Source organism: Delftia sp. 60, from assembly GCF_002754395.1.
Classification (GTDB): Bacteria; Pseudomonadota; Gammaproteobacteria; order Burkholderiales; family Burkholderiaceae_C; genus Comamonas; species Comamonas acidovorans.
On the sequence record NZ_PEFD01000001.1, the window covers coordinates 1,411,094 to 1,431,636 of the forward strand.

18 protein-coding genes and 2 pseudogenes are annotated in these 20,543 nt (G+C 67.0%); 10 read left to right on the top strand and 10 right to left on the bottom strand.

Annotated features, from left to right (window positions below; all coding sequences use genetic code 11):
- Positions 1-4 precede the first annotated feature (4 nt).
- From CLV01_RS06410 to CLV01_RS06420, 3 genes are read left to right on the top strand one after another with little or no spacing between them, the layout of a single operon-like run.
- Complete coding sequence (locus tag CLV01_RS06410) at positions 5-970, top strand: ABC transporter permease (protein ID WP_012203171.1); 966 nt, start codon at positions 5-7, stop codon at positions 968-970.
- The gene (locus tag CLV01_RS06415; protein WP_012203172.1) at positions 967-1,905 is read left to right on the top strand and encodes an ABC transporter permease; all 939 of its coding nucleotides are present in this window, start codon (positions 967-969) and stop codon (positions 1,903-1,905) included. The genes CLV01_RS06410 and CLV01_RS06415 overlap by 4 nt, the downstream gene beginning before the upstream one ends.
- Positions 1,902-3,629, top strand: a complete 1,728-nt coding sequence (locus tag CLV01_RS06420) for a dipeptide ABC transporter ATP-binding protein (RefSeq protein ID WP_099734725.1) — start codon at positions 1,902-1,904, stop codon at positions 3,627-3,629. The genes CLV01_RS06415 and CLV01_RS06420 overlap by 4 nt, the downstream gene beginning before the upstream one ends.
- 74 nt (positions 3,630-3,703) lie before the next feature.
- On the opposite strand, the gene CLV01_RS06425 is transcribed toward CLV01_RS06420, so the two are convergent.
- The 5 genes and pseudogenes from CLV01_RS06425 to CLV01_RS06445 form a co-directional block, all read right to left on the bottom strand.
- Positions 3,704-4,399, bottom strand: coding sequence for a DUF4136 domain-containing protein (locus tag CLV01_RS06425; RefSeq protein WP_099734724.1), 696 nt, complete (start codon positions 4,397-4,399; stop codon positions 3,704-3,706).
- A gap of 77 nt (positions 4,400-4,476) precedes the next feature.
- Positions 4,477-5,418: a tRNA 2-thiocytidine(32) synthetase TtcA gene (ttcA, locus tag CLV01_RS06430; RefSeq protein ID WP_088165996.1), complete on the bottom strand. Its 942-nt coding sequence runs from the start codon at positions 5,416-5,418 to the stop codon at positions 4,477-4,479.
- A 12-nt stretch (positions 5,419-5,430) separates the two neighbouring features.
- Complete coding sequence (locus CLV01_RS06435; protein ID WP_088165997.1) at positions 5,431-6,276, bottom strand: sterol desaturase family protein; 846 nt, start codon at positions 6,274-6,276, stop codon at positions 5,431-5,433.
- A gap of 140 nt (positions 6,277-6,416) precedes the next feature.
- Entirely contained in the window at positions 6,417-6,788 is a 372-nt protein-coding gene (locus tag CLV01_RS06440) for a dihydroneopterin aldolase (RefSeq protein WP_013804281.1), read from the bottom strand.
- A 42-nt stretch (positions 6,789-6,830) separates the two neighbouring features.
- Positions 6,831-7,615: pseudogene (locus tag CLV01_RS06445) on the bottom strand (SDR family oxidoreductase).
- 116 nt (positions 7,616-7,731) lie between these two features.
- On the opposite strand from CLV01_RS06445, the gene CLV01_RS06450 reads away from it, so the two are divergent.
- A complete protein-coding gene (locus CLV01_RS06450) occupies positions 7,732-8,745 on the top strand; it encodes a class I SAM-dependent methyltransferase (protein WP_065345345.1) in 1,014 nt (337 codons plus the stop codon).
- Positions 8,746-8,771: 26 nt separating this feature from the next.
- Here the strand turns inward: CLV01_RS06450 and CLV01_RS06455 are convergent, their stop codons facing one another.
- Complete coding sequence (locus CLV01_RS06455; RefSeq protein ID WP_099735208.1) at positions 8,772-9,668, bottom strand: hypothetical protein; 897 nt, start codon at positions 9,666-9,668, stop codon at positions 8,772-8,774.
- A 144-nt stretch (positions 9,669-9,812) separates the two neighbouring features.
- Between CLV01_RS06455 and CLV01_RS06460 the strand changes: the two genes are divergently transcribed.
- Together CLV01_RS06460 and trxC are read left to right on the top strand one after the other, a co-directional pair.
- Positions 9,813-10,007, top strand: a complete 195-nt coding sequence (locus tag CLV01_RS06460) for a DUF2905 domain-containing protein (RefSeq protein WP_012203183.1) — start codon at positions 9,813-9,815, stop codon at positions 10,005-10,007.
- 74 nt (positions 10,008-10,081) lie between these two features.
- Positions 10,082-10,516: a thioredoxin TrxC gene (gene trxC / locus CLV01_RS06465; protein ID WP_012203184.1), complete on the top strand. Its 435-nt coding sequence runs from the start codon at positions 10,082-10,084 to the stop codon at positions 10,514-10,516.
- A gap of 43 nt (positions 10,517-10,559) precedes the next feature.
- Here trxC and CLV01_RS06470 read toward each other — a convergent pair whose 3' ends face one another.
- Positions 10,560-11,243, bottom strand: coding sequence for a response regulator transcription factor (locus CLV01_RS06470; RefSeq protein WP_099734723.1), 684 nt, complete (start codon positions 11,241-11,243; stop codon positions 10,560-10,562).
- A gap of 68 nt (positions 11,244-11,311) precedes the next feature.
- Between CLV01_RS06470 and CLV01_RS06475 the strand changes: the two genes are divergently transcribed.
- Positions 11,312-13,264, top strand: coding sequence for a sensor histidine kinase (locus CLV01_RS06475; protein WP_099734722.1), 1,953 nt, complete (start codon positions 11,312-11,314; stop codon positions 13,262-13,264).
- Positions 13,265-13,289: 25 nt separating this feature from the next.
- Here CLV01_RS06475 and CLV01_RS06480 read toward each other — a convergent pair whose 3' ends face one another.
- Positions 13,290-14,543: a multifunctional CCA addition/repair protein gene (locus tag CLV01_RS06480; RefSeq protein WP_099734721.1), complete on the bottom strand. Its 1,254-nt coding sequence runs from the start codon at positions 14,541-14,543 to the stop codon at positions 13,290-13,292.
- A gap of 94 nt (positions 14,544-14,637) precedes the next feature.
- Between CLV01_RS06480 and CLV01_RS06485 the strand changes: the two genes are divergently transcribed.
- Positions 14,638-16,179, top strand: coding sequence for a M20/M25/M40 family metallo-hydrolase (locus tag CLV01_RS06485; RefSeq protein WP_099734720.1), 1,542 nt, complete (start codon positions 14,638-14,640; stop codon positions 16,177-16,179).
- A 32-nt stretch (positions 16,180-16,211) separates the two neighbouring features.
- On the opposite strand, the gene CLV01_RS06490 is transcribed toward CLV01_RS06485, so the two are convergent.
- A complete protein-coding gene (locus CLV01_RS06490) occupies positions 16,212-16,901 on the bottom strand; it encodes a glutathione S-transferase family protein (protein WP_013804272.1) in 690 nt (229 codons plus the stop codon).
- 97 nt (positions 16,902-16,998) lie between these two features.
- Here CLV01_RS06490 and queC point away from each other — a divergent pair, with 97 nt between their 5' ends.
- Entirely contained in the window at positions 16,999-17,748 is a 750-nt protein-coding gene (queC, locus tag CLV01_RS06495) for a 7-cyano-7-deazaguanine synthase QueC (RefSeq protein ID WP_170962089.1), read from the top strand.
- Positions 17,749-17,889: 141 nt separating this feature from the next.
- On the opposite strand, the gene CLV01_RS06500 is transcribed toward queC, so the two are convergent.
- On the bottom strand, positions 17,890-18,462 hold the full coding sequence (locus CLV01_RS06500; protein WP_012203191.1) for a 5-formyltetrahydrofolate cyclo-ligase: 573 nt from the start codon (positions 18,460-18,462) through the stop codon (positions 17,890-17,892).
- A 15-nt stretch (positions 18,463-18,477) separates the two neighbouring features.
- Here CLV01_RS06500 and CLV01_RS06505 point away from each other — a divergent pair.
- Positions 18,478-20,456, top strand: a pseudogene (locus CLV01_RS06505) (transglycosylase SLT domain-containing protein).
- Positions 20,457-20,543 lie beyond the last annotated feature (87 nt).

Genomic DNA, 20,543 nt, shown 5'->3' on the forward strand with positions numbered 1-20,543 from the left:
GCCGATGCTGGTCCATCTGCTGCGCCGGCTGGGCCAGTCCGCCCTGGTCCTGCTGGCCGTTTCCTTTGTCTCGTTCATGGTGTTCCGCCATATCGGCGATCCCACGATCAGCCTGCTGGGCGAGGACGCGACGGTTGCCGAGCGCGAGGCGCTGACGGAAAGCCTGGGCTTCAACAAGCCCGTGCCCCTGCAGTACCTGGGCTACGTGGGCAAGGTGCTGCAGGGCGACCTGGGCATCTCCTACCGGCTCAAGCGCCCCGTGACCGAGATCATTGCCGAGCGCCTGCCCGCCACGCTGGAGCTGGCGATGACGGCGGCGCTGTTCGCCCTGGTCATCGGCGTGGCGCTGGGCGTGTACACGGCCATACGGCGCGAGGGCTGGCTGAGCCGCTCGATCATGACGGTGTCGCTGGTGGGCGTGTCCCTGCCCACCTTCCTGATCGGCATCGCCCTGATCTACCTGTTTGCCGTGGAGTTGCGCTGGCTGCCGTCCTTCGGGCGCGGCGAGACGGTGAAGCTGGGCGGCTGGGAGACCGGGCTGCTGACGGCTTCGGGCTGGTCGGCGCTGATCCTGCCGGCCATCACGCTGGGCTTCTACAACATGACGCTGATCATGCGCCTGGTGCGCGCCGAGATGCTGGAGGTGCTGCGCGCCGACTACATGCGCTTCGGCCGTGCGCGCGGGCTGCGCGAGCGCGACCTGTACTTCGGCCATGCGCTGCGCAATACCCTGATTCCCGTGATCACCATCGCGGGCCTGCAGATCGGCTCGCTGATCGCCTTTGCCATCGTCACCGAGACCGTGTTTCAGTGGCCCGGCGTGGGCCTGCTGTTCATCTCCTCCATCCAGGGCGTGGACGTGCCGCTGATCGCCGCCTACCTGATGTTCATCGCGCTGCTGTATGTGGGCATCAACCTGCTCGTCGATTTCCTGTACGTGATCGTGGACCCCCGCTTGAGAAACCGATGACCGATTCCGCCAAACAAGCAATCCCTCCCACGGGCTGGCGCGCCAGCGACTCGCCGGTCAAGCGCGCCTTTGCACGCTCGCGCCTGGTGCAGGCGGCGGCGCTGGTGCTGGCGCTGATCGTGGCGGCCACGCTGCTGTCGCCCTGGCTGGCCTGGCAGAACCCCTTCGATCCGGCCAATCTGGACCTGATGGATGCCTTCACGCCCCCGGGCCAGGCGGGCACCAGCGGCACGCTGTACGCGCTGGGATCGGACGACCAGGGTCGCGATGTGTGGAGCGCCATCCTCTACGGGCTGCGCATGTCGGTGCTGGTGGGCGTGTCGGCCGTGGGGCTGTCCCTGCTGATCGGCGTGCCGCTGGGCCTGGTCTGCGGCTATGCGGGCGGCTGGTTCGACACGCTGATGATGCGCATCGCCGATGTGCAGCTGACCTTTCCCGTGATCCTGGTGGCGCTGCTGGTCTTCGGCATCGCACGCGGCCTGCTGCCCGAGGGCTACCGCGACGACATGGCGGTCTTCGTGATCATCGTGGCCATCGGCCTGTCCGACTGGGTGCAGTACGCACGCACCGTGCGCGGCGCGGTGATGGTGGAAAAGCACAAGGACTACGTGCTGGCGGCCCAGCTCATTGGCCGCAGCCGCGTGGCCATCCTGGTGCGCCACATCCTGCCCAACCTGCTGGCGCCCATCCTGGTCATCGCCACCATCAGCTTCGCGCATGCCATCGTGGCCGAGTCCACGCTGTCCTACCTGGGCGTGGGCCTGCCGCCCACCCAGCCTTCGCTGGGCACGCTGATCCGCATCGGCCAGGGCTTCCTGTTCTCGGGCGAGTGGTGGATATTGCTGTTCCCCTCGCTGGTGCTGCTGGCGCTGGCGCTGTCCGTCAACCTCGTCGGCGACTGGCTGCGCGACGCACTGAACCCCAAGCTGCAATGAGCACGACACAAGAATCCGGGCAGCCCCTTGCACAGCCTGCGGTGCTGAGCGTTCGCGGCCTGTCCGTCACCTTCGACACCTACAAGGGCCCCGTGCAGGTGCTGGACGATGTGTCCTTCGACATCGCGCCCGGCGAGATCCTGGGCGTGGTGGGCGAGTCGGGCGCGGGCAAGTCCATGACGGGCGCCGCCGTGATCGGCCTGATCGAGCCGCCGGGCCGCATCTCGGCCGGCACGGTGCAGCTGCGCGGCGAGCGCATCGACACGCTGCGCGGCGAGGACCTGCGGCGCATACGCGGCCGGCGCATAGGCTCCATCTTCCAGGACCCGCTGACCAGCCTGAACCCGGTCTATACCGTGGGCCGGCACCTGGTGGAGACCATCCGCACGCATCTGCCCGTCTCCGAGAAGGAGGCCGAGGCGCGCGCGCTGGCCCTGCTCGAAGAGGTGGAGATCCCGCAGGCGCGCGAGCGCATGGCCCAGTATCCGCACCAGTTCTCGGGCGGCATGCGCCAGCGCGTGGCCATCGCCCTGGCGCTGTGCGCCGAGCCCGAGCTCATCATTGCCGACGAGCCCACCACGGCGCTGGACGTGTCCGTGCAGGCGCAGATCATTGCCCTGCTGCGCCGCGTGTGCAAGGAGCGCGGCGCGGCCGCCATGCTGATCACGCACGACATGGGCGTGATCGCCGAGACGGCCGACCGCGTCATGGTCATGTACCAGGGCCGCGTGCTGGAAACCGGCCCCGTGCGCCAGGTGCTGGACGCGCCGCAGCAGCCCTACACCCAGGTGCTGATGGGCGCCATTCCCAGCGTGCACCACCGCGTGCAGCGCCTGCCCGTGCCCGAGGTGGGCGGCGGCCCGGCCGCGCCCGCCGTGCCCTGGCAGCCCGGGGCCGGTGCGCAGGAGCCCGCGGCTGCCCTGCTGGAGGTCAGGGATCTGTGCAAGGAGTTCGACCTGTCCAGCGGCTGGCTGGCCCGGCTGCTGGCGCGCGAGGACAAAAAGATCCTCAAGGCCGTGGACGGCGTCGGCTTTTCGATCCGCAGGGGCTCCACCTTCGGCCTGGTCGGTGAGTCCGGCTCGGGGAAATCCACGGTGGCGCGCATGGTGGCCGGGCTGACGCCGCCCACCAGCGGCACCGTGCTGTTCGACGGCGTGGACAAGTGGAGCCCGGCCGCCCAGACCGTGGCCATGCGCCGACGCTTCCAGATGATCTTCCAGGACCCGTATGCCAGCCTGAACCCGCGCTGGACCGTGCAGGAACTGATTGCCGAGCCCCTGCAGGTGCTGGCCCTCACGGCCGGCAAGGACGAGACGGCCGAGCGCGTGCAGGAGGCGCTGCGCCGCGTGCGCATGAAGCCCGACGATGCGCGCAAGTACCCGCACCAGTTCTCGGGCGGGCAGCGCCAGCGCATCGCCATCGCGCGCGCCCTGGCCAGCCGGCCTGAGTTCATCATCTGCGACGAGCCCACCTCGGCGCTGGACGTCTCGGTCCAGGCCCAGGTGCTCAACCTCATGCGCGACCTGCAGGAGGAGTTCGGCCTGACCTATCTGCTGATCAGCCACAACCTGGCCGTGATCCGCCACATGTGCGACGACATCGGCGTCATGCAGCGCGGCCGCCTGGTCGAGACCGGCGAGGCCGGCGCCGTGCTCGATGCACCGCAGCATGCATACACGCGCGCGCTGATGGCTGCCGTGCCGGATATGGAGCATGTGCACTGAGGCACTGCTTCAAGCGCCATCACCATGCAAAAAAGGCCTGCGGATGCAGGCCTTTGCTTCTGAGACACGATGGCTTACCGGGCGGGTGCTGGCGTGGCCGGTGCCGCCTGGACTGCAGGCGCCCCCTGGGCCGGCGGCTGCGCCGGCGCGCCACCCTGCTGCACCGGACCGATGGTGGTGCGCACCACGCGCGAGCCCTTGGGCGGGTTGGGGAAGCCGGTCAGGGCGGCGTCGAACAGGATGCCGAAGATGGCCGGGTCATCGGTCCACACATCCTGGCGCTGGGCCGAGGTCTCGTAGACGATTTGCTGCGTGGTGGCGTTGCGCATCACGATGCTGACGGCGCGGTAGTACTCCAGCGGCGGGCCGTCGAACATGAAGCTGCCGCCAAAGCCCATGCCCCAGCCGCGCCCGTAGCCCACGCCCCAACCCCAGCGCGGGCCGCCCCAGCGGTCGTAGTAGGGCCAGGCGGCGTAGTCGCGCGCATAGCGTGCGTCGGCACCGATCTGCACGATCAGGCTGGCCCGGGAGTCGTCGCGCTGCAGGCCCACGCGGCCCAGGGCCTGCTGGGCCTGGGACTCGATGGCCGCGAAATGCGTCTGCGCCTCGCGTTGCGAGGGCAGCACTTCCAGGCGGTAGGTGGGCGGCGCGGGCAGGGCGCCCAGCGTGGAATAGCTCTGGACGGTGCTCTGGACTTCGCGCACGCTGGCGCAGCCCGTGAGCAAGGCCGTGGCCACGATGGCCAGGACATGGATGCAGCGCAGCTTCATGGTGTACTCCTTGGTCGAAAAAAGGCCCGTTTGCACGGGCCTTGGTTGGAGTGGGGCGATTGTTATAGGTTCAGCCGTCAGGACGACAGTTGTACCACCTGCAGGCCGGGCAGTGATGCGGAGACGGGCATCTCTTCATGGTCGAAGGCCATGTCGCCGTTGGGGTCGGCAATGCCGGTGGCCTTGGCGTTCTTGAAGTCGTGCAGCTCGGGGTCCATCATGTGCGTGGTCACGATGTGGCCCATGGCGCGGAACATGCTTTCCACGCGGCCCGGGAATTTCTTGTCCCACTCGCGCAGCAGCTCGCCCACGGCCACGCGCTGCAGGCCGTCCTGGCTGCCGCAGAGGTTGCAGGGGATGATGGGGAAGTTCTGGTACTGGGCCCAGCGGACGGTGTCCTTCTCGGGCACGTAGCACAGCGGGCGGATCACCACATGCTTGCCGTCGTCCGAGACCAGCTTCGGGGGCATGCCCTTCATGCGGCCGCCGTAGAACATGTTGAGCATCAGCGTCTGCACGATGTCGTCGCGGTGGTGGCCCAGGGCCACCTTGGTGCAGCCCAGCTCGTCCGCCACCTTGTACAGGATGGCCCGGCGCAGGCGCGAGCACAGGCCGCAGGTGGTCTTGCCCTCGGGCACCACGCGCTTGACCACGCTGTAGGTGTCCTGCGTTTCGATGTGGTAGTCCACGCCGATGCTCTTGAAGTACTCGGGCAGCACATGGTCGGGAAAACCGGGCTGCTTCTGGTCGAGGTTCACAGCCACCAGCTCGAACTTCACGGGCGCGCGCTTTTGCAGCTTGCGCAGCACGTCCAGCATCGTGTAGCTGTCCTTGCCGCCCGACATGCAGACCATGATCTTGTCGCCTTCCTCGATCATGTTGAAGTCGGTGATGGCGCGGCCCACCTCGCGGCACAGGCGCTTTTCCAGCTTGACCTGCTCGCGCTCGATCTTGATGCTGTTCTTGGGTTCCTCTAAATCGGAAGTAGCGATGTCAGAAAAATCTGGATTATTGAACATGGTGGGTATCCTTTAGTCAATCGCTTCATGAGGTTTTGCTGCTTCTCGAGGAATAGATTTGCGCTCACTAAGAACTATAGGCCATGGAAGCAGCAACGCCCAGCTACGGATGTGTGATAGGCCGGAAATTCCGGTGACCGGAAACTCTTCTGGGCTCGGAAGGTGGCGTGTGAGGAAAATACGATCCCACATCTGAGTGAAGACGCCAAAATTTCTATCGTAGTGATGCTCTTCAATGGAGTGGTGAATTCTGTGGTATGCAGGTGTGATAATGATTTTTTCCAGCATTCCGAATCTGAAAGATACATTCCAGTGCATGAATATTCCATTGAGTGACATTAATATGGCGACCCACAATGGCATATTCTTGGTACCTCCCATCAGGAATATCAGCGGAGCAGTGATGATGAAAAATCGAAAACCCTCTTCAAGCCAGTGATGGCGTCCTACTGTGGTAGCTGAGGTGTTGACATCCGAGTGATGCACCATGTGGTAGCGCCACAGAAATGGAATCTGGTGCTGTGCTCTATGTAGCCAGTAGTAAAGGAAGTCAAAAAATGCGATATATGCAATCCATAGCAGGATTTGTCTGATTGGAGTGTGAGCCCATTTTCTGGCTTGGAGGATATCTGTTGGAATATAAGCTTCCAAAAATGGAATAACGGAGCTGAGAGCCGTAGCTCCGATGGCTAAGCCTAGTGGTAGGTAAATAATATTGGAGAGAATGGTGGGCCAATGCGATTTCTTCCCAGGTTTTAGGATTTCAAGAAATGTGGCAACAGCAAGTACGGGCCACCATGCTTTCAGGGCGGATAGTACGTTATTAAAATCATTTAAGAAATCTGTAAGCATATCCATGGTGGCATTTTATTTGGTATTTGATTGGTTGCCATTTGGGAAGATTCTGAAAAATCAACCTGCAAGAAAATTTATCTGTCTTTGGTCGCTATCCCACACAGCGGCAGACAGCCATCACGCCAGATGGGGGCATGAAACAACTACCATTGTCCGGTTTCTATGCGAATGGCCACTTCGCAGTCTTCAAAGATTTCCAGCTTGGCGATTTTCACGCGCACGCCCAGCACGCCGGGCAGCTGCATCAGGCGCTGGGCCAGCTTGCCGATCAGGCTCTCCAGCAGGTTCACATGCTCGGCCGTGCATTCATCGATGATGATCTGGCGCACCTTGCGGTAGTCCAGCACATGCAGGATGTCGTCGTCGCGCGGCGCCAGCGGTTGGGTGCCCAGGCTCAGCTCGGCATCGACCTGGATGGGCTGGGGCATCTGTTTTTCGTGGGCGAGGATGCCCAGGTTGGCGTCGAAGCGCAAACCCGTGAGCGTCAGGATCTGTTGTCCGGTGGCGGAGTGCATGGGGAAAAGCCGTGGAGTGTTTGGGGTGGCGCGCGCAGGCGCCTACATCATGGAAAAGTCGCGCTCGAAGCGCTGCAGGTGCTGGCCGCCATCGACCAGCAAGGTGGTGCCGGTAATGGACTGGTTGTCCAGCGCAAAGCACACGGTGGCGGCCACGTCGGCCGCGCTGGACGAGCGGCCCAGCGGGCTGAGGCGGTGCAGCGACTCGAAGCGCTCCTGGCTCAGCATGTGGCTGGTCAGCGTCAGGCCCGGGGCCACGCCGACAACGCGCACGCGGGGGCCAGCGCCAGCGCCAGCATGGTGCCGGCGGCCTCGAGAGCCGCCTTGGACAGCGTGTAGCTGAGGAAATCGGGGTTCTGGTTCCAGAGCTTCTGGTCCAGCATGTTGATCACGGCGCCGCTGGCATGCTCCTCGCCGGCCGCCACGCGGTCCTCGATATGGGCATGCAGCGCCTGGGCCAGCAGGATGGGCGCGCCGGTGTTGCTGCGCAGGTGGGCTTCCAGGGCCACGTAGCTGAAGCTGCCTGCATCGTCGTGCTCGAACAGCGAGGCATTGTTGACCACGGCATCCAGGTGGCCGAAGTGCGCCACGGCGCGCGGCACCAGGGAGCGCACCGAATCCTCGTTGAAGAAATCGGCATCCAGGGCGGCGCTGTCGCCGGCCAGTTCAGCGCAGGCGGCGGCCGTCTCCAGCGCCTCGTCGTGCGAGTCGCGGTAGTGCACGGCCACTTGCCAGCCGGCGCTGGCAAGCGCGAGCGCGATGTCGCGCCCCAGGCGGCGGGCCGCGCCGGTCACCAAAACGGTGCGTGTTCGGGCAGGTGTGGACATTCGAGGACAATGTACGGATCGTGACGACAGAACCCTCAATTTTAACGGCCGCCCTGCAATCCCGTGTTGCGCAAGAGATTGCGTCCTCTGGAGGCTGGCTGGCTTTCGACCGTTTCATGGCCCTGGCACTGTACGAGCCGGGCCTGGGCTACTACGCCAATGACACCGCCAAGTTCGGGCTGATGCCATCGTCGGGCAGCGATTTCGTGACCGCGCCCGAGATGTCTCCGGTCTTCGGCCAACTGCTGGCCGCCCAGGTGGCCGAGGCGCTGCAGCGCACGCACACCCGCGAAGTCTGGGAGTTTGGTGCCGGCACGGGCGCGCTGGCGCTGCAGGTGCTGGACGAGCTGGCCGCGCTGGGCGTGCGACCGGACCGCTACACCATCGTCGATCTGTCGGGCACGCTGCGTGCGCGCCAGCAGCTCAGGCTGGTGAAGTACGAAGGACTGGTGCACTGGGCCGATGCCCTGCCCGAGCGGCTCGAAGGCGTGGTCATCGGCAACGAGGTGCTGGATGCCATGCCCGTGCAGTTGCTGGTGCGCAAGGCAGGTGTCTGGAACGAGCGCGGCGTGGTGCTGCAGCCGGACGGCAGCCTGGGCTGGGAAGACCGGCCCACGCAGCTGCGCCCGCCCATGGAGATCGAGGGCGAGCACGACTACCTGACCGAGATCCATCTGCAGGGCGAGGCCTTCATACGCACGCTGGGCGAGCGCATGGCGCGGGGCGCTGCATTCTTCATCGACTACGGCTTCGGCGAGTCCGAGTACTTCCATCCGCAGCGCCACATGGGCACCCTGGTGTGCCACCGCCTGCACAAGGTGGACGACGACCCGCTGGCCGAGGTCGGCCTCAAGGACATCACGGCCCACGTGAACTTCACGGGCACGGCCGTGGCCGCGCAGGAGGCGGGCTTCGAGGTGCTGGGCTATACCTCGCAGGCCCACTTCCTCATCAACTGCGGCCTGGGACCCAAGCTCGACGCCCTGGCCCAGGGGCCGCGCGCCATGGCCACCAAGCTGATGATGGAGCACGAGATGGGCGAGCTGTTCAAGGTCATCGGCCTGGCCAAGGGCGTGGAGCCCTGGGACGCCATGGGCTTTGTGCGCGGCGACCGCACGCACCGCCTGTAGTCGCCGGCCAGAGCTACGCCCCGGCCTCAGCGCTGGACGCTGCGGCCGGTGCTCACCTCGTAGGCCGTCTGGTCCTTGAGGTTGATGCGGTAGATCTCGCGCGTGACGTTGCCGGAAAAACCCAGCTCCACGATGGACAGGTTCTCGAACGTGGTCGTGAAGCCGCCGGGCAGGATGCGGTTCAGGCGCGCGGCGGTCTCGCCCATGGCGCGCTCGATCTCGGGCGTGAAGGTGGCTTCGCTGTAGACCAGGGTGTTGTGCGGATTGTGGCTGCGCACCTCCTTGCCGGCCTGTACCTGGTTGATGCCGCTGACGCCCACGCTTTGCACCATGGCCTTTGCCGAATCGTTCATGCGGGCATAGACGGGCCCCGTCACGCGCGGCAGCGGGCCGTCGCGCAGCGGTGCCATGGCGGCGGTGGCGCGGGTGTTGAAGTCCATCATGGCTTCGTAGGCCGGGCCGGACTTGACGATGCCCAGGTCCAGCCACCACGGCTTGCCGGCGCCCTTGGCGGCCTCGGTGGTGTAGAAATTCTTCAGGTGCACGTCCTGCAGCACGGGCGGCAATGCCGGCAGGGCGGCCAGCATCTTGCGCGGCGTGGTCGGGTCGGCGCTGTGGATATGCACCACGGTGACATGGGGCAGGTTGAAGGTATTGGCCTCGGCCACCAGCTTCAGGCGCAGCAACTGCTCGTGCACCACGGGCGTGACCTGGCTGTCCATGATGGCCGTGGCATCGGCCGGCAGTCGGTAGACCAGGCCATAGGTGGCCTGGTGGGCGCGGAAATCGCTGCGCTGCAGGGCGCTGTTGTCGATGGCGCCCGACGCTGCGGCTGCCGTGGTGGGGGCCGGAGCGCTGGCGCAGGCCGCCAGCAGGGCGGCAGGCAGGATGGCGAGAAGAAGGCGCCTGGATGTGTGTTGCATGGTGGGGTTGTCTTGTTGCGGCATGGAGCCATGGAAGAAGGGGGCTTGTCGCGAATGGTCCCGAAGCCTCCCGCCACGGGACTTTCCAATGTAGGACGCCCATGTGTCCTGCCCATGACGCGCCGCCGCCGTACACTCGGCGCCATGATCCGCTGGCTCCTTGTCATCTTCCTGGCCCTGCTGCTGTTCAATGGCCTGCACGCCTGGCTGGAGCGCATAGGCCTGGGCCGCCTGCCGGGCGACTTCCGCTTTCGCCTGTTCGGCCGCGTGATTTTTCTGCCCATTGCCAGCACCGTGTTGCTCAGCGTGATTGCCGCCCTGATCGCCAAGCTGGTCTGAGCATGGCTTGAAGCACGGGCGCGCCGCCCGTATATGCAGGCATTGCCCCATGACTTCCGAACAAGAGGCCGCCCATGTCCGACAAGCTGCATTTCGTCTGCCCCCATTGCCACACCACCAACCGCATTGCGGCCGACCAGCTCGGCAGCGCGCCTGACTGCGGCAGCTGCCACCAGCCGCTGGTCACCGGCCAGCCCGTGGCGCTGGATGCGCAAAGCTTTGCCAGGCATGTGGGGCGCAGCCAGGCGCCGGTGGTGGTCGATTTCTGGGCGCCCTGGTGCGGCCCCTGCCGCATGATGGCGCCGGCCTTCGAGCAGGCGGCGCAGGCGCTGGCGCCCGGCGTGCAACTGGCCAAGCTCGATACCGAAGCCCATCCCCAGGCCGCTGCGCCCTGGAACATCCGCAGCATCCCGACCATGGTGGTGTTCAAGGAAGGGCGCGAGATCGCCCGTGTCTCCGGCGCTTTGCCGGCCGGCGAGATCGTGCGCTGGGTGCGTTCGGTCGTCTGATTTCTCTGCGGGTCCCCAAGGCCGGGCGCCTTCAAGCCCGCCCTCAGGCCTGCACTTCGCCCGGCTGGTAGAAGCAATAGCCGCTGTTGCGCAGCGTCTTGACGGGTAGTTGCTGGCCGCTGGCCTCCTCCACCTTGCGGCGCAGCCGGCGCATCTGGGTGTCCAGGCGGCGCTGGTCGTAGACCAGGTAGTCGCCGCCCAGGGCCTGCACGATCTTTCGGCGGCTTACCTCGGTGCCTGCCTGGCCCATGAGGCACTGCAGCACCAGCAGGTCCTGCTGGGAGAGCGCGACCGGCGGGGCCGATGGGGGCAGCAGGCGGCTCGGACCCAGCTGCAACAGCCAGCGCGCCTGGCGCTGCTGCAGGCCCAGGCGGCGCACCAGCGCGGCCAGCGTGGCCTCCAGCTCGTCCAGATCACAGCCTTTGCCCAGATAGTGGTCGGCTCCGTTTTCCAGGCCGTCGATGCGGTTGGCGCTGGTGTTGTGCGCGCTGAACACGATGATGCCCAGTTGCTGGCCCTGCTGGCGCAGGCGCTGGATCAGGGCCAGGCCGCTGCCATCGGGCAGGCCGATGTCGATGATGGCCAGGCGGTGGCGCCGGGCGTCGAAGTGGCGGTCGAACTCCTGCAGGCTGGCAACGCATTGCGGCGCGTAGCCCAGGCCCTCCAGGAATTCACCCAGTTCATGGCGCAGCACGGACTCGTCTTCGAGCAGGATCACATCAAGCATGGGGGAAGGGGGCTGAGCGGCGAGGCCGGGAGGCTGGTGTACGCTGGCGGCCCTGTGGTGGACCTCCGATGCGATATTACCGTGCAACCCTCCTGCTGCTGGCCTGGCTGCTGTGTCCGCTGCTGACCCAGGCCCAGGCGCTCCTGCTGAACCCCGATGTGCCCATGCTGGAGACCGCCGGTCAGTGGCAGCGGCTCGATGACGCCGCTGGCCTGCTCGACGCCGGGCAGGCCGACGTCGCCCCTGGATGGCAGCCGCTGCCCGGGCACCTGAACGCCAGTTTCACGCAGGCGGCGGTCTGGCTGCGCATGCCGCTGCAGGTGGAGCAGCCCGGCAGCTGGATGCTGCTGCTGGGCAATGCCCTGCTGGACGAGGTGGAGGTCCACGTGCGCAGATCCGGTGGCCCCTGGCAGCTGCTGGGGCGCAGCGGCGAAGAAGTGCCGCGCCACGCCTGGCCGGTGGACTACCGCAGTCCGGCATTCCAGTTCGAGCCCCCTGCCGCCGGGTCTTACGAGTTGCTGGTGCGCCTGCGCGCGCGCAACGCGCTCGTCACCCGTATCGATCTGTGGCAGCGACTGGCGTTCGACAACCACACGCGGCGCGAGGCCCTGTCGTTCGGCCTGTATTTCGGGCTGTACCTGCTGTTGATCGGTGTGCAGCTGGTGTTCTGGCTGGGCACGCGGGCCCCCTTGAGCGGCCTGTTCCTGGCCTATCTCAGCGTCTGCGTGCTCAATGAGGTGGTATCGCTGGGGCTGGTGCAGCAGCTGACGGGCCTGCCCGGGTTCTGGAGCGACCGCCTGCTGGGATGCGGCATTGCCGCCGCCCTGGCGATCTCCATGCAACTGGCCTGCAGGCAGCTGGACCTGGCGTCGCTGTACCCGCGGCTGGTGCGCCAGATCGTGCCGCTGCTGTGGCTGTTCAGCCTGTGCTGCATGCTGCTGGTGGTGTCGGGGCACTACGCGGCGGGCATGGTCCCGGTGCAGGCCATGACCCTGCCGCTGACCCTGGGCTTTCTCGCATTCGCCCTTTGGCTGTGGCGGCGCGGCCATGCCCCGGCACGGTTCTTCATGCTGGCGTTCGGCATCTTCTATGCCGGCGTGCTGATCTCTTTTCTGCGCAACCTGGGCTGGCTGCCCATGAATGCGCTGACCGCGCTGGTGTCCACGCATGCGTCCGCGCTGGGCACCATGGCGCACATGCTGCTGCTCAGCGGCTGGATCATCGGCGGATACGAGCACAGGCGGCGCGTTCGAGAGCGGGAGCAGGTGCTGCTGGAGGCCGAGCTTGTACAGCGCCAGTTGCGCGAGAGTGAACTCAGCGAGGCGCTGGTGCTGGAGCGCAGGGTCCGCCAGGAGCAGCGCGACTTTGTCGCCATGGTCTCGCACGAACTGCGCACACCGCTGGCCATCATTCTGACCAGTGCGCAGCAACTGGCGCGCAATCTGGCGGCACCGCCCGACAAGACGTTGGCACGCAGCCGCAACATCCGCGAAGCCGCCCAGCGCCTGCTGGCCCTGGTGGACGACTGCCTGGCCGATGACCGCATGGCCGACCCTCAGCCCCATGCCGAGCCACGCCTGCAGCCCTGCGACCTGCACGCGCTGGTGGATGGCTTGTGCCTGGACTTTGCGCCCGGCCGCGTCGTCTGCCACCTGGGCGGTGGCACGCAGCAACTGATCACCGATGCCGGCCTGCTGCGCATCGCGCTGCGCAATCTGCTGGCCAATGCAGACCGCCACACGCCCGAGGGCGAATCGGTCCGCCTGGACGTGACCAGGCAGGGTGAGGGTCTGGAGATCCAGGTCTCGAACCCCTCCGAGCCCATTGCCCAGGCGGACCAGGACCAGTTGTTCGAAAGGTATTACCGTGGCCGCAACGCCCAGCACCGGCCCGGCGCCGGGCTGGGGCTGTACCTGGTGCGGCGCATCGCCGAGCGGCTGGGCGGCAGCGTGGCCTTGTTGACGGCAGGAGGCGAGCAGCCCGTGTGCCTGCGACTGGTCCTGCCCGTGGCGCGAGCCTGATTCCCGTGTGTGGCGGCCTTTGCGCTCAGGCCGCCTGCGCCAGCCAATCGGCCACGGCCTGGGCGCGGGCTGCCTGCACGGCTTCGCCTATGGCCTTGCCCTGTTTGCCGCGCGCGGCGGCCTGGGCCGCGATGTCCGAGGTGGAGATGGACAGCGCGGCAGCCAGCGCATCGCGCAGGCGGGCGCGCTGGGGGTAGGGCCGGTCCTCGAAACCCAGGCGCCCCCGCGCGTCGCATTCACAGGCCGCAAGGGCCTGTTCGAAGCGCGCGGGCTTGCGGATGGCGTCGCAGCGCTCCAGCAGGCGCACGATGGCGGCGCCGTTGAGCTCGCCGCTGCGGTGGATGTTGCCGTGCTCGCGCGCCACCACGTCGCCCAGTTCGCGGCAGTCGGTGGGCACGCGCAGCCGCTCGCCCACCTTTTCGGCCAGGCGGGCGCTGCGGTGCTCGTGTCCTATGTGGCGCGGCAGCACATCGGCCGGTGTCGTGCCCTTGCCCAGGTCGTGCACCAGGCAGGCGTAGCGCACGGGCAGCGGGGTGTCCAGCTGCGCGGCCATGTCCAGCACCATCATGGCGTGCACGCCGGTATCGACCTCGGGGTGGTATTCGGCGCGCTGGGGCACGCCCCACAGGCGCTCCAGCTCGGGCAGCAGCACGGCCAGCGCACCGCATTCGCGCAGCAGCTCGAACATGCGCGAGGGCTGGCGCTCCATCAGGCCCCGCCTGATCTCCTGCCAGACGCGTTCGGGCACCAGGGCATCCACCTCGCCGGCGGCCACCATCTCTTGCATCAGGGCCATGGTTTCCGGTGCCACCGTGAATTCGTGGAACCGAGCCGCAAAGCGCGCCACGCGCAGGATGCGCACCGGGTCTTCGCGAAAGGCGTCGGTCACATGGCGCAGTACCCGGGCCTGCAGGTCGGCCTGGCCGCCGTAGGGATCGTCGATGGCGCCTTTGCCATCCCAGTCCGGCGGGGCGGCCATGGCGTTGATGGTCAGGTCGCGCCGGGCCAGGTCCTGCTCCAGCGTGACGTCGGGCGCCGCCTGAACGACGAAGCCGCGATAGCCCGGCCCGCTCTTGCGCTCGGTGCGCGCCAGGGCGTACTCCTCGTGGGTTTCGGGATGCAGGAAGACGGGGAAGTCCCGCCCCACGGGCATGAAGCCGCGCTCGGCCATCTGCTCGGGCGTGGCGCCGACCACGACCCAATCGCGGTCATGCACGGCCCGCCCCAGAAGGCGGTCGCGCACCGCGCCGCCCACCATGTACACCTGAAATTCGCTCATCCCGCAATGGTACGGCCTGGGCGGTGACATGATGGCGGGCTGCACCGGGCGCCGAGGGGCGCCGCATGCCCATTTTCCATTTGGAGACAAAACCATGGCTTGGTCCTTTCGACCGCGTGTTCCCGCCCTGATCCTGGGCCTGGCGGCTGCCGGCCCGCTGTCCGCAGCCAGCGCCGCACCGCTGGCCGACACCACCCGGCAGGCGGCCCGTGCCAGCCTGCATGAATGGGTCGAGGTGCTGGCCCTGCCCAACGACGCCAATGTGCCCGCCGATATCCAGAAGAACGTGGCCTGGTTTGCCAAGGCCTTCGAGCGGCGGGGCTTCGAGGTACGGCAACTGGCCAATGGCGACAAGCCCATGCTGATGGCCACGCTGCCGTCGGCTGGGCCCGGGCGCAAGACCGTGCTGTTCTACGCCCACCTTGACGGCCAGGCCGTCAAGCCCGAGGAGTGGCAGCAGGCCAGCCCCTGGCAGGCTACGCTCAAGCAGCGCCAGCCCGACGGCCGCTGGGCCGCGCTGCCGCTGGAGCAGCTGTACGGCGAGCAGCCCGATCCGCAGTGGCGCGTGTTTGCGCGCTCGTCCTCGGACGACAAGGCGCCCATCGTCATGCTGCTGGCGGCGCTGGATGCGCTCAAGGCCCAGGGCAAGCAGCCGGGCGTGGACATCAAGGTACTGCTGGATTCCGAAGAGGAAAAGGGCTCTCCCACGCTGGGCCGCGTGATCGGCGAGAACCTGGGCGCGCTGAAGTCCGACGCCATGGTGGTGCTCGACGGCCCCATGCACGCCAGCAACCGGCCCACCCTGGTGTTCGGCAACCGGGGCATTGCCCAGGCCACGCTCACTGTCTATGGCGCCAGCCAGGAACTGCACAGCGGCCACTACGGCAACTACGCGGCCAATCCGGCCCAGACCCTGGCGCGCCTGCTGGCCAGCATGAAGGGCGATGACGGCAAGGTGCTGATCCAGGGCTACTACGACGGCATCGAGTTCGATGCGCAGGCACGCGAGGTGATGCAGGCCGTGCCCGACGACGAGGCTGCGCTGCGCAAGCGCCTGGGCATTGCGAAGGCCGAGACCGTGGGACGCAACTACCAGGAGTCCATGCAGTACCCCTCGCTGAACGTGCGCGGCCTGCAAAGCGCCGAGGTGGGCAGCAAGGCCCGCACCGTCGTGCCCTCCGTGGCCGTGGCCGAGATCGACATGCGCACCGTGCCCGAGACGCCTCCCGAGCGGCTGGAGAAGCTGTTGCGCACCCATATCGAGGCGCAGGGCTTCCATCTGGTCGATGGCCCGCCCACGGCCGAGCAGCGTGCCAGCCACCCCAAGCTGGCCACCCTCAAGCTGGGCGGTGTATCAGCCTCCGGCTCTGCCGTTCGCACACCGCTGGATGCCCCTGTCGGCCAGTGGCTGCGCAAGGGCATGAACAAGGCCTGGGACAGCGACCCGGTGCAGATCCGCATGATGGGCGGCACCGTGCCCACGGGCGCGGCTGTTCAGGCGCTGAAGATTCCCTTCGTCATCGTGCCCCTGGTCAATGCCGACAACAACCAGCACAGCTTTGACGAGAACATGCGCCTGGGCAACTACTTCGATGGCGTGCACAGCCTGGTGCATCTGCTGGCCGAGCCGTTCTGACAGGCGCCGGACTGGCAGCAGACAGGAGGCACTCAGCCCGCCGCAGCCGTGCGGTACGGTTCCTCGAACGGCCGGAAATCATGCTCGGCCAGTGCGCCCTGCACCCAGTCCTGCACGCCGGGCAGGGCGCGCACGCGGCGCACATAGGCGTCGATGGCCGGTGCCACGGGAAGCTCATAGGTCGCCAGGCGCATGCACACGGGGGCGAAGAAGGCATCGACGATGCTGAACTGGTCGTACAGCATGGGGCCGCTGGCCGTGGACAGCAGCGGTTGCCACAGCTCGGACAGGTGCTGCACATCGTCGCGCAGTGCGACGTTCTCTGCCCATAGTCGCGCGCCGACCTCGGGCAGCTGGGCCTCGATGTTCATCGGGCACAGCGAGCGCAGGGCGCCGAAGCCGCTGTGCATCTCGGCGCAGAGGCTGCGCGCGCGGGCGCGGTTCAGCGCCAGCGTGGGCCACAGGTGCTTTTCAGGGAATTTCTCGGCCAGGTACTCGCAGATGGCCAGGCTGTCCCAGATGGCCATGCCTTCATCCATGAGCACGGGCACGCGGCCCGAGGGCGAGAGCGCGCGGGCGCGCTGCTTGAAGGCGGACTGCTCGTCGAAGCTGTCAAAGCGCAGCATGACCTCTTCGAAAGCAATGCCGGCCTGGCGCATCAGCACCCAGGGGCGCATGGACCAGGACGAATAATTCTTGTTGCCGATATAGAGCGTGAGCATGGCCGCAACCTCCGCGATAGGCCCTACAGCTTAGCAAGCATGGCAGGAAAACCCATGTAGGAGCCGGGCGCTGCCTGGGCGCGCTCTAATGCGTTCCATGCAAAACGATAGCTCTTCTCCCCAGGCGCCAGCGGCGCGCCACACGGCTGCGCTGGTCCTGTTTTCCGGCGGCCAGGATTCGACCACCTGCCTGGCGCAGGCGCTGTCGCTCTACGAGCGCGTCGAGACCCTGGGTTTTGACTACGGCCAGCGTCACAGCGTGGAAATGCAGGTGCGCCAGCAGGTGCGCGAGCGGCTGGCCAGGGACTTTCCCCAATGGGCTCCGCGCCTGGGCGATGACCATGTCCTCTCGCTGGACGTGCTGCAACAGATCGGCGGCTCCTCCCTGACCGAGGACGTGGCCTTCGCCATGCAGGCCGACGGCCTGCCCAACACCTTCGTGCCCGGCCGCAACCTGCTGTTCCTGACCCTGGCCGGCGCGCTGGCCTATCGGCGCGGTCTGTCGGTGATCGTCACCGGCGTCTGCGAGACCGACTACTCCGGCTACCCCGACTGCCGAGACGACACCATGAAGGCCATGCAGCTCGCCCTGAACCTGGGCCTGGAGCGGCGCCTGCGCATCGAAACGCCGCTGATGTGGATAGACAAGGCCCAAACCTGGCAAATGGCCCACGACCTGGGCGGCGACACCCTGGTGGACCTCATCCAGCGCGACACCCACACCTGCTACCAGGGCACGCGCGAGACGCTGCACGACTGGGGCTACGGCTGCGGAACCTGCCCCGCCTGCGACCTGCGAGCCCGCGGCTGGCATCAATGGCAGGCGCAGCGCGAGACAGCAAACTAAAGAAGCACAGCGCTAAAAACCGGCGCGGCCAAAAGCGAGGGACACCGAGCAAGGGCCGCCCCGCAGTGAGGGTGTCGTCCCCCTCCCCCGCGAAGCGGGCAGAGAGGGGGAAGGCGCGCAGCGCCTCAGGGGGTGCTTGTTCTACACCGGCCAGACGACTCCGTGGTCGTTCAAGATGGCGTCCAGGGGCAGGTCATGCGGCTCGGGCTCGAACTCGTCCACATAGCCGCAGCCGTAGCCCAGGCCCACGGTGAAGGGCTTGGGCTGCAGTTCGGCCAGGGTGCGGTCGTAGAAACCCCCGCCATAGCCCAGGCGGTAGCCGCCGGCCGCGTAGCCCACGCAGGGCACGAACAGCAGGGTGGGGGTCAGGGTTTCGGTGTCCTTGGGCTTGGGAATACCGTAGGCATCCTCTTCCATGGGACAGCCCGGGTACCAGGCGTGAAAGCTGAGTGTCTTACGCTGCTTGTCAATCACCGGCAGTCCGATTCGGCGCCTTTGTGGGGTACCCTGTAGCTCGCCATCTTCCTTCCAGCGGTGAAGCGCGGGCAGCGGATCGAACTCTCCCTTGATCGGCCAATAGGCGCCGATCACGGTGTCGGGCCGTTGGATCAGCCAAAAGCGCATGACCTGTTGCAGCGCGTCGGCGCGCTGCAGTCGGTCGGGAAGATTGAGGCGCTGGTCTATCAAGCTGCGGCGCAGGGCTGCTTTGTCCATCAGATAATTTCCTCCATGCACTGGCTGAAGATTTTGACACCGCTTTTGGCGGCTTCCCTCTGGACCACCGCAGCCACGCCTGCGCTGGCGCAAAACCGTGGCGACGATGTCTTGCTGGAAATGCAGCAGGCCTTCCGCAAAGGCGACAAGGCCAAGCTCACGCAGCTGCTGCCTTCTGCGCGTGGCCATGTGCTCGAACCTTGGGCCGCGTACTGGGAACTCAAGGCCCGGCTGGATGAAGCCAGTGCCGATGAGATTCTGGGGTTTTTCAAGCGCTGGCCCGGTACCTACCAGGAAGACCGGCTGCGCAATGACTGGCTGCTGCTGCTGGGGCAGCGCCGCGACTGGGGCATGTTCGACCAGGTGCATGGTGCGTTTCGCATGCGCGATGACCGCTCCGTCAGCTGCTACGCCCTGCTGATCGACAGCATCAAGGGCCAGCCTGCTGCCAATCTGGGCCAGCAGGTGCGCGACCTGTGGTGGGCCCAGCGCGACGCCGACGACGGCTGCACCTACGCCGCCGGCGAGCTGTACGCGGCCAAGCAGATCAGCGAGCCCGAAGTCTGGCGCAAGGCGCGCCAGGCGGCCGAGGCCAATCGCCAAAAGGCCACGCGCGATGCCGTGGCCATCGTCGCTCCCGAGGCCTTGCCCCAGGTGGCACAGGTCTTTGCCTCGCCCGCCAAGTACCTGGCCGGGCAGACGCGCGTGCGTGGTGCCGTGCCCAAGGAGCTGGCGCTGCTGGCGTTGGTCCGCATGGCCTCCAGCGACCCGGCGGCGGCGGCCACCCAGCTGGAAGGCGGCTGGGGTGCCCGGCTGACGGCCGAGGAGAACAACTGGGCCTGGGGCGTGATCGGCAAGCAGGCCGCGCTCAAGCTGCAGCCCGAGGCGGCGACCTATTTCGGCAAGGTGCGCAAGGACGGCGACCTCAGCGATGAACTGCTGGGCTGGAAGGTGCGCGCCGCGCTGCGCGCCGGCGACTGGCGCACGGTGCGCCGCGCCATCGACGCCATGGGGCCTGAGCGCACCGAACACACATGGACCTACTGGAAGGCGCGCGCCCTGCTGTCCGGCCGACCGAGCGAGCAGGAACGCTCCGAGGCGCGCCAGTTGCTGGAGGACATGGCCGGCCCCGGCAGCTTCTACGAGCAATTGGCGCTGGAGGACATCGGCCAGCGCGTGACGGCGCCCCCCCGCCGGCGCCGCCCACGGCGCCCGAAAAGGCCGCCGCCCGCGCCAACCCCAGCCTGGTGCGCGGTCTCTACGCCATCCAGAACGGCCTGCGCAGCGAAGGCGTGCGCGAATGGAACTACGCCACCAACCTGCACCAGGCCGGCGGCATGAGCGACCGCGAACTGCTGGCCGCCGCCGACCTGGCCTGCCAGCAGCAGGTCTGGGACCGCTGCATCAACACCAGCGAGCGCACCCGCAGCTTTGCAGACTGGAGCCAGCGCTTTCCCATGCCCTTCCACGACACGGTGCTGGCGCGCTCGCGCTCCATCGGCCTGGACCCGGCCTACGTCTATGGCCTGATCCGCCAGGAAAGCCGCTTCATCATGGATGCCCGCTCGGGCGTGGGCGCCTCGGGCCTGATGCAGGTCATGCCGGCCACGGCCCGCTGGACGGCGCGCAAGATCGGCATGACGGACTTTTCTCCGTCCATGATCAATGACCGCGAGGTGAACATCACCATCGGCACCGCCTATCTGAAGCTGGCGCTGGACGATTTCGACGGTTCCATGGCGCTGGCTGCGGCCGGCTACAACGCCGGTCCCGGCCGCCCGCGCAACTGGCGCAACGGCCCGGTGCTCGACGCCGCCATCTGGGCCGAGAACGTTCCCTTCACCGAGACGCGCGACTACGTGAAGAAGGTGCTGTCCAACACCACCAACTACGCGGCGCTCATCACGGGCCAGCCCCAGTCGCTCAAGAGCCGCCTGGGCACCATCGGCCCCCGCGATGCAGCCACGCCCGACCCCAGCAAGGACCTGCCCTGAGCCGCACTTGACATTCCTGCGGGGTGCAACGTCATCTAGCGTTGCTACACTTGGTTACCGACAGGCGGGCCGCATGCCGCGGCCCGG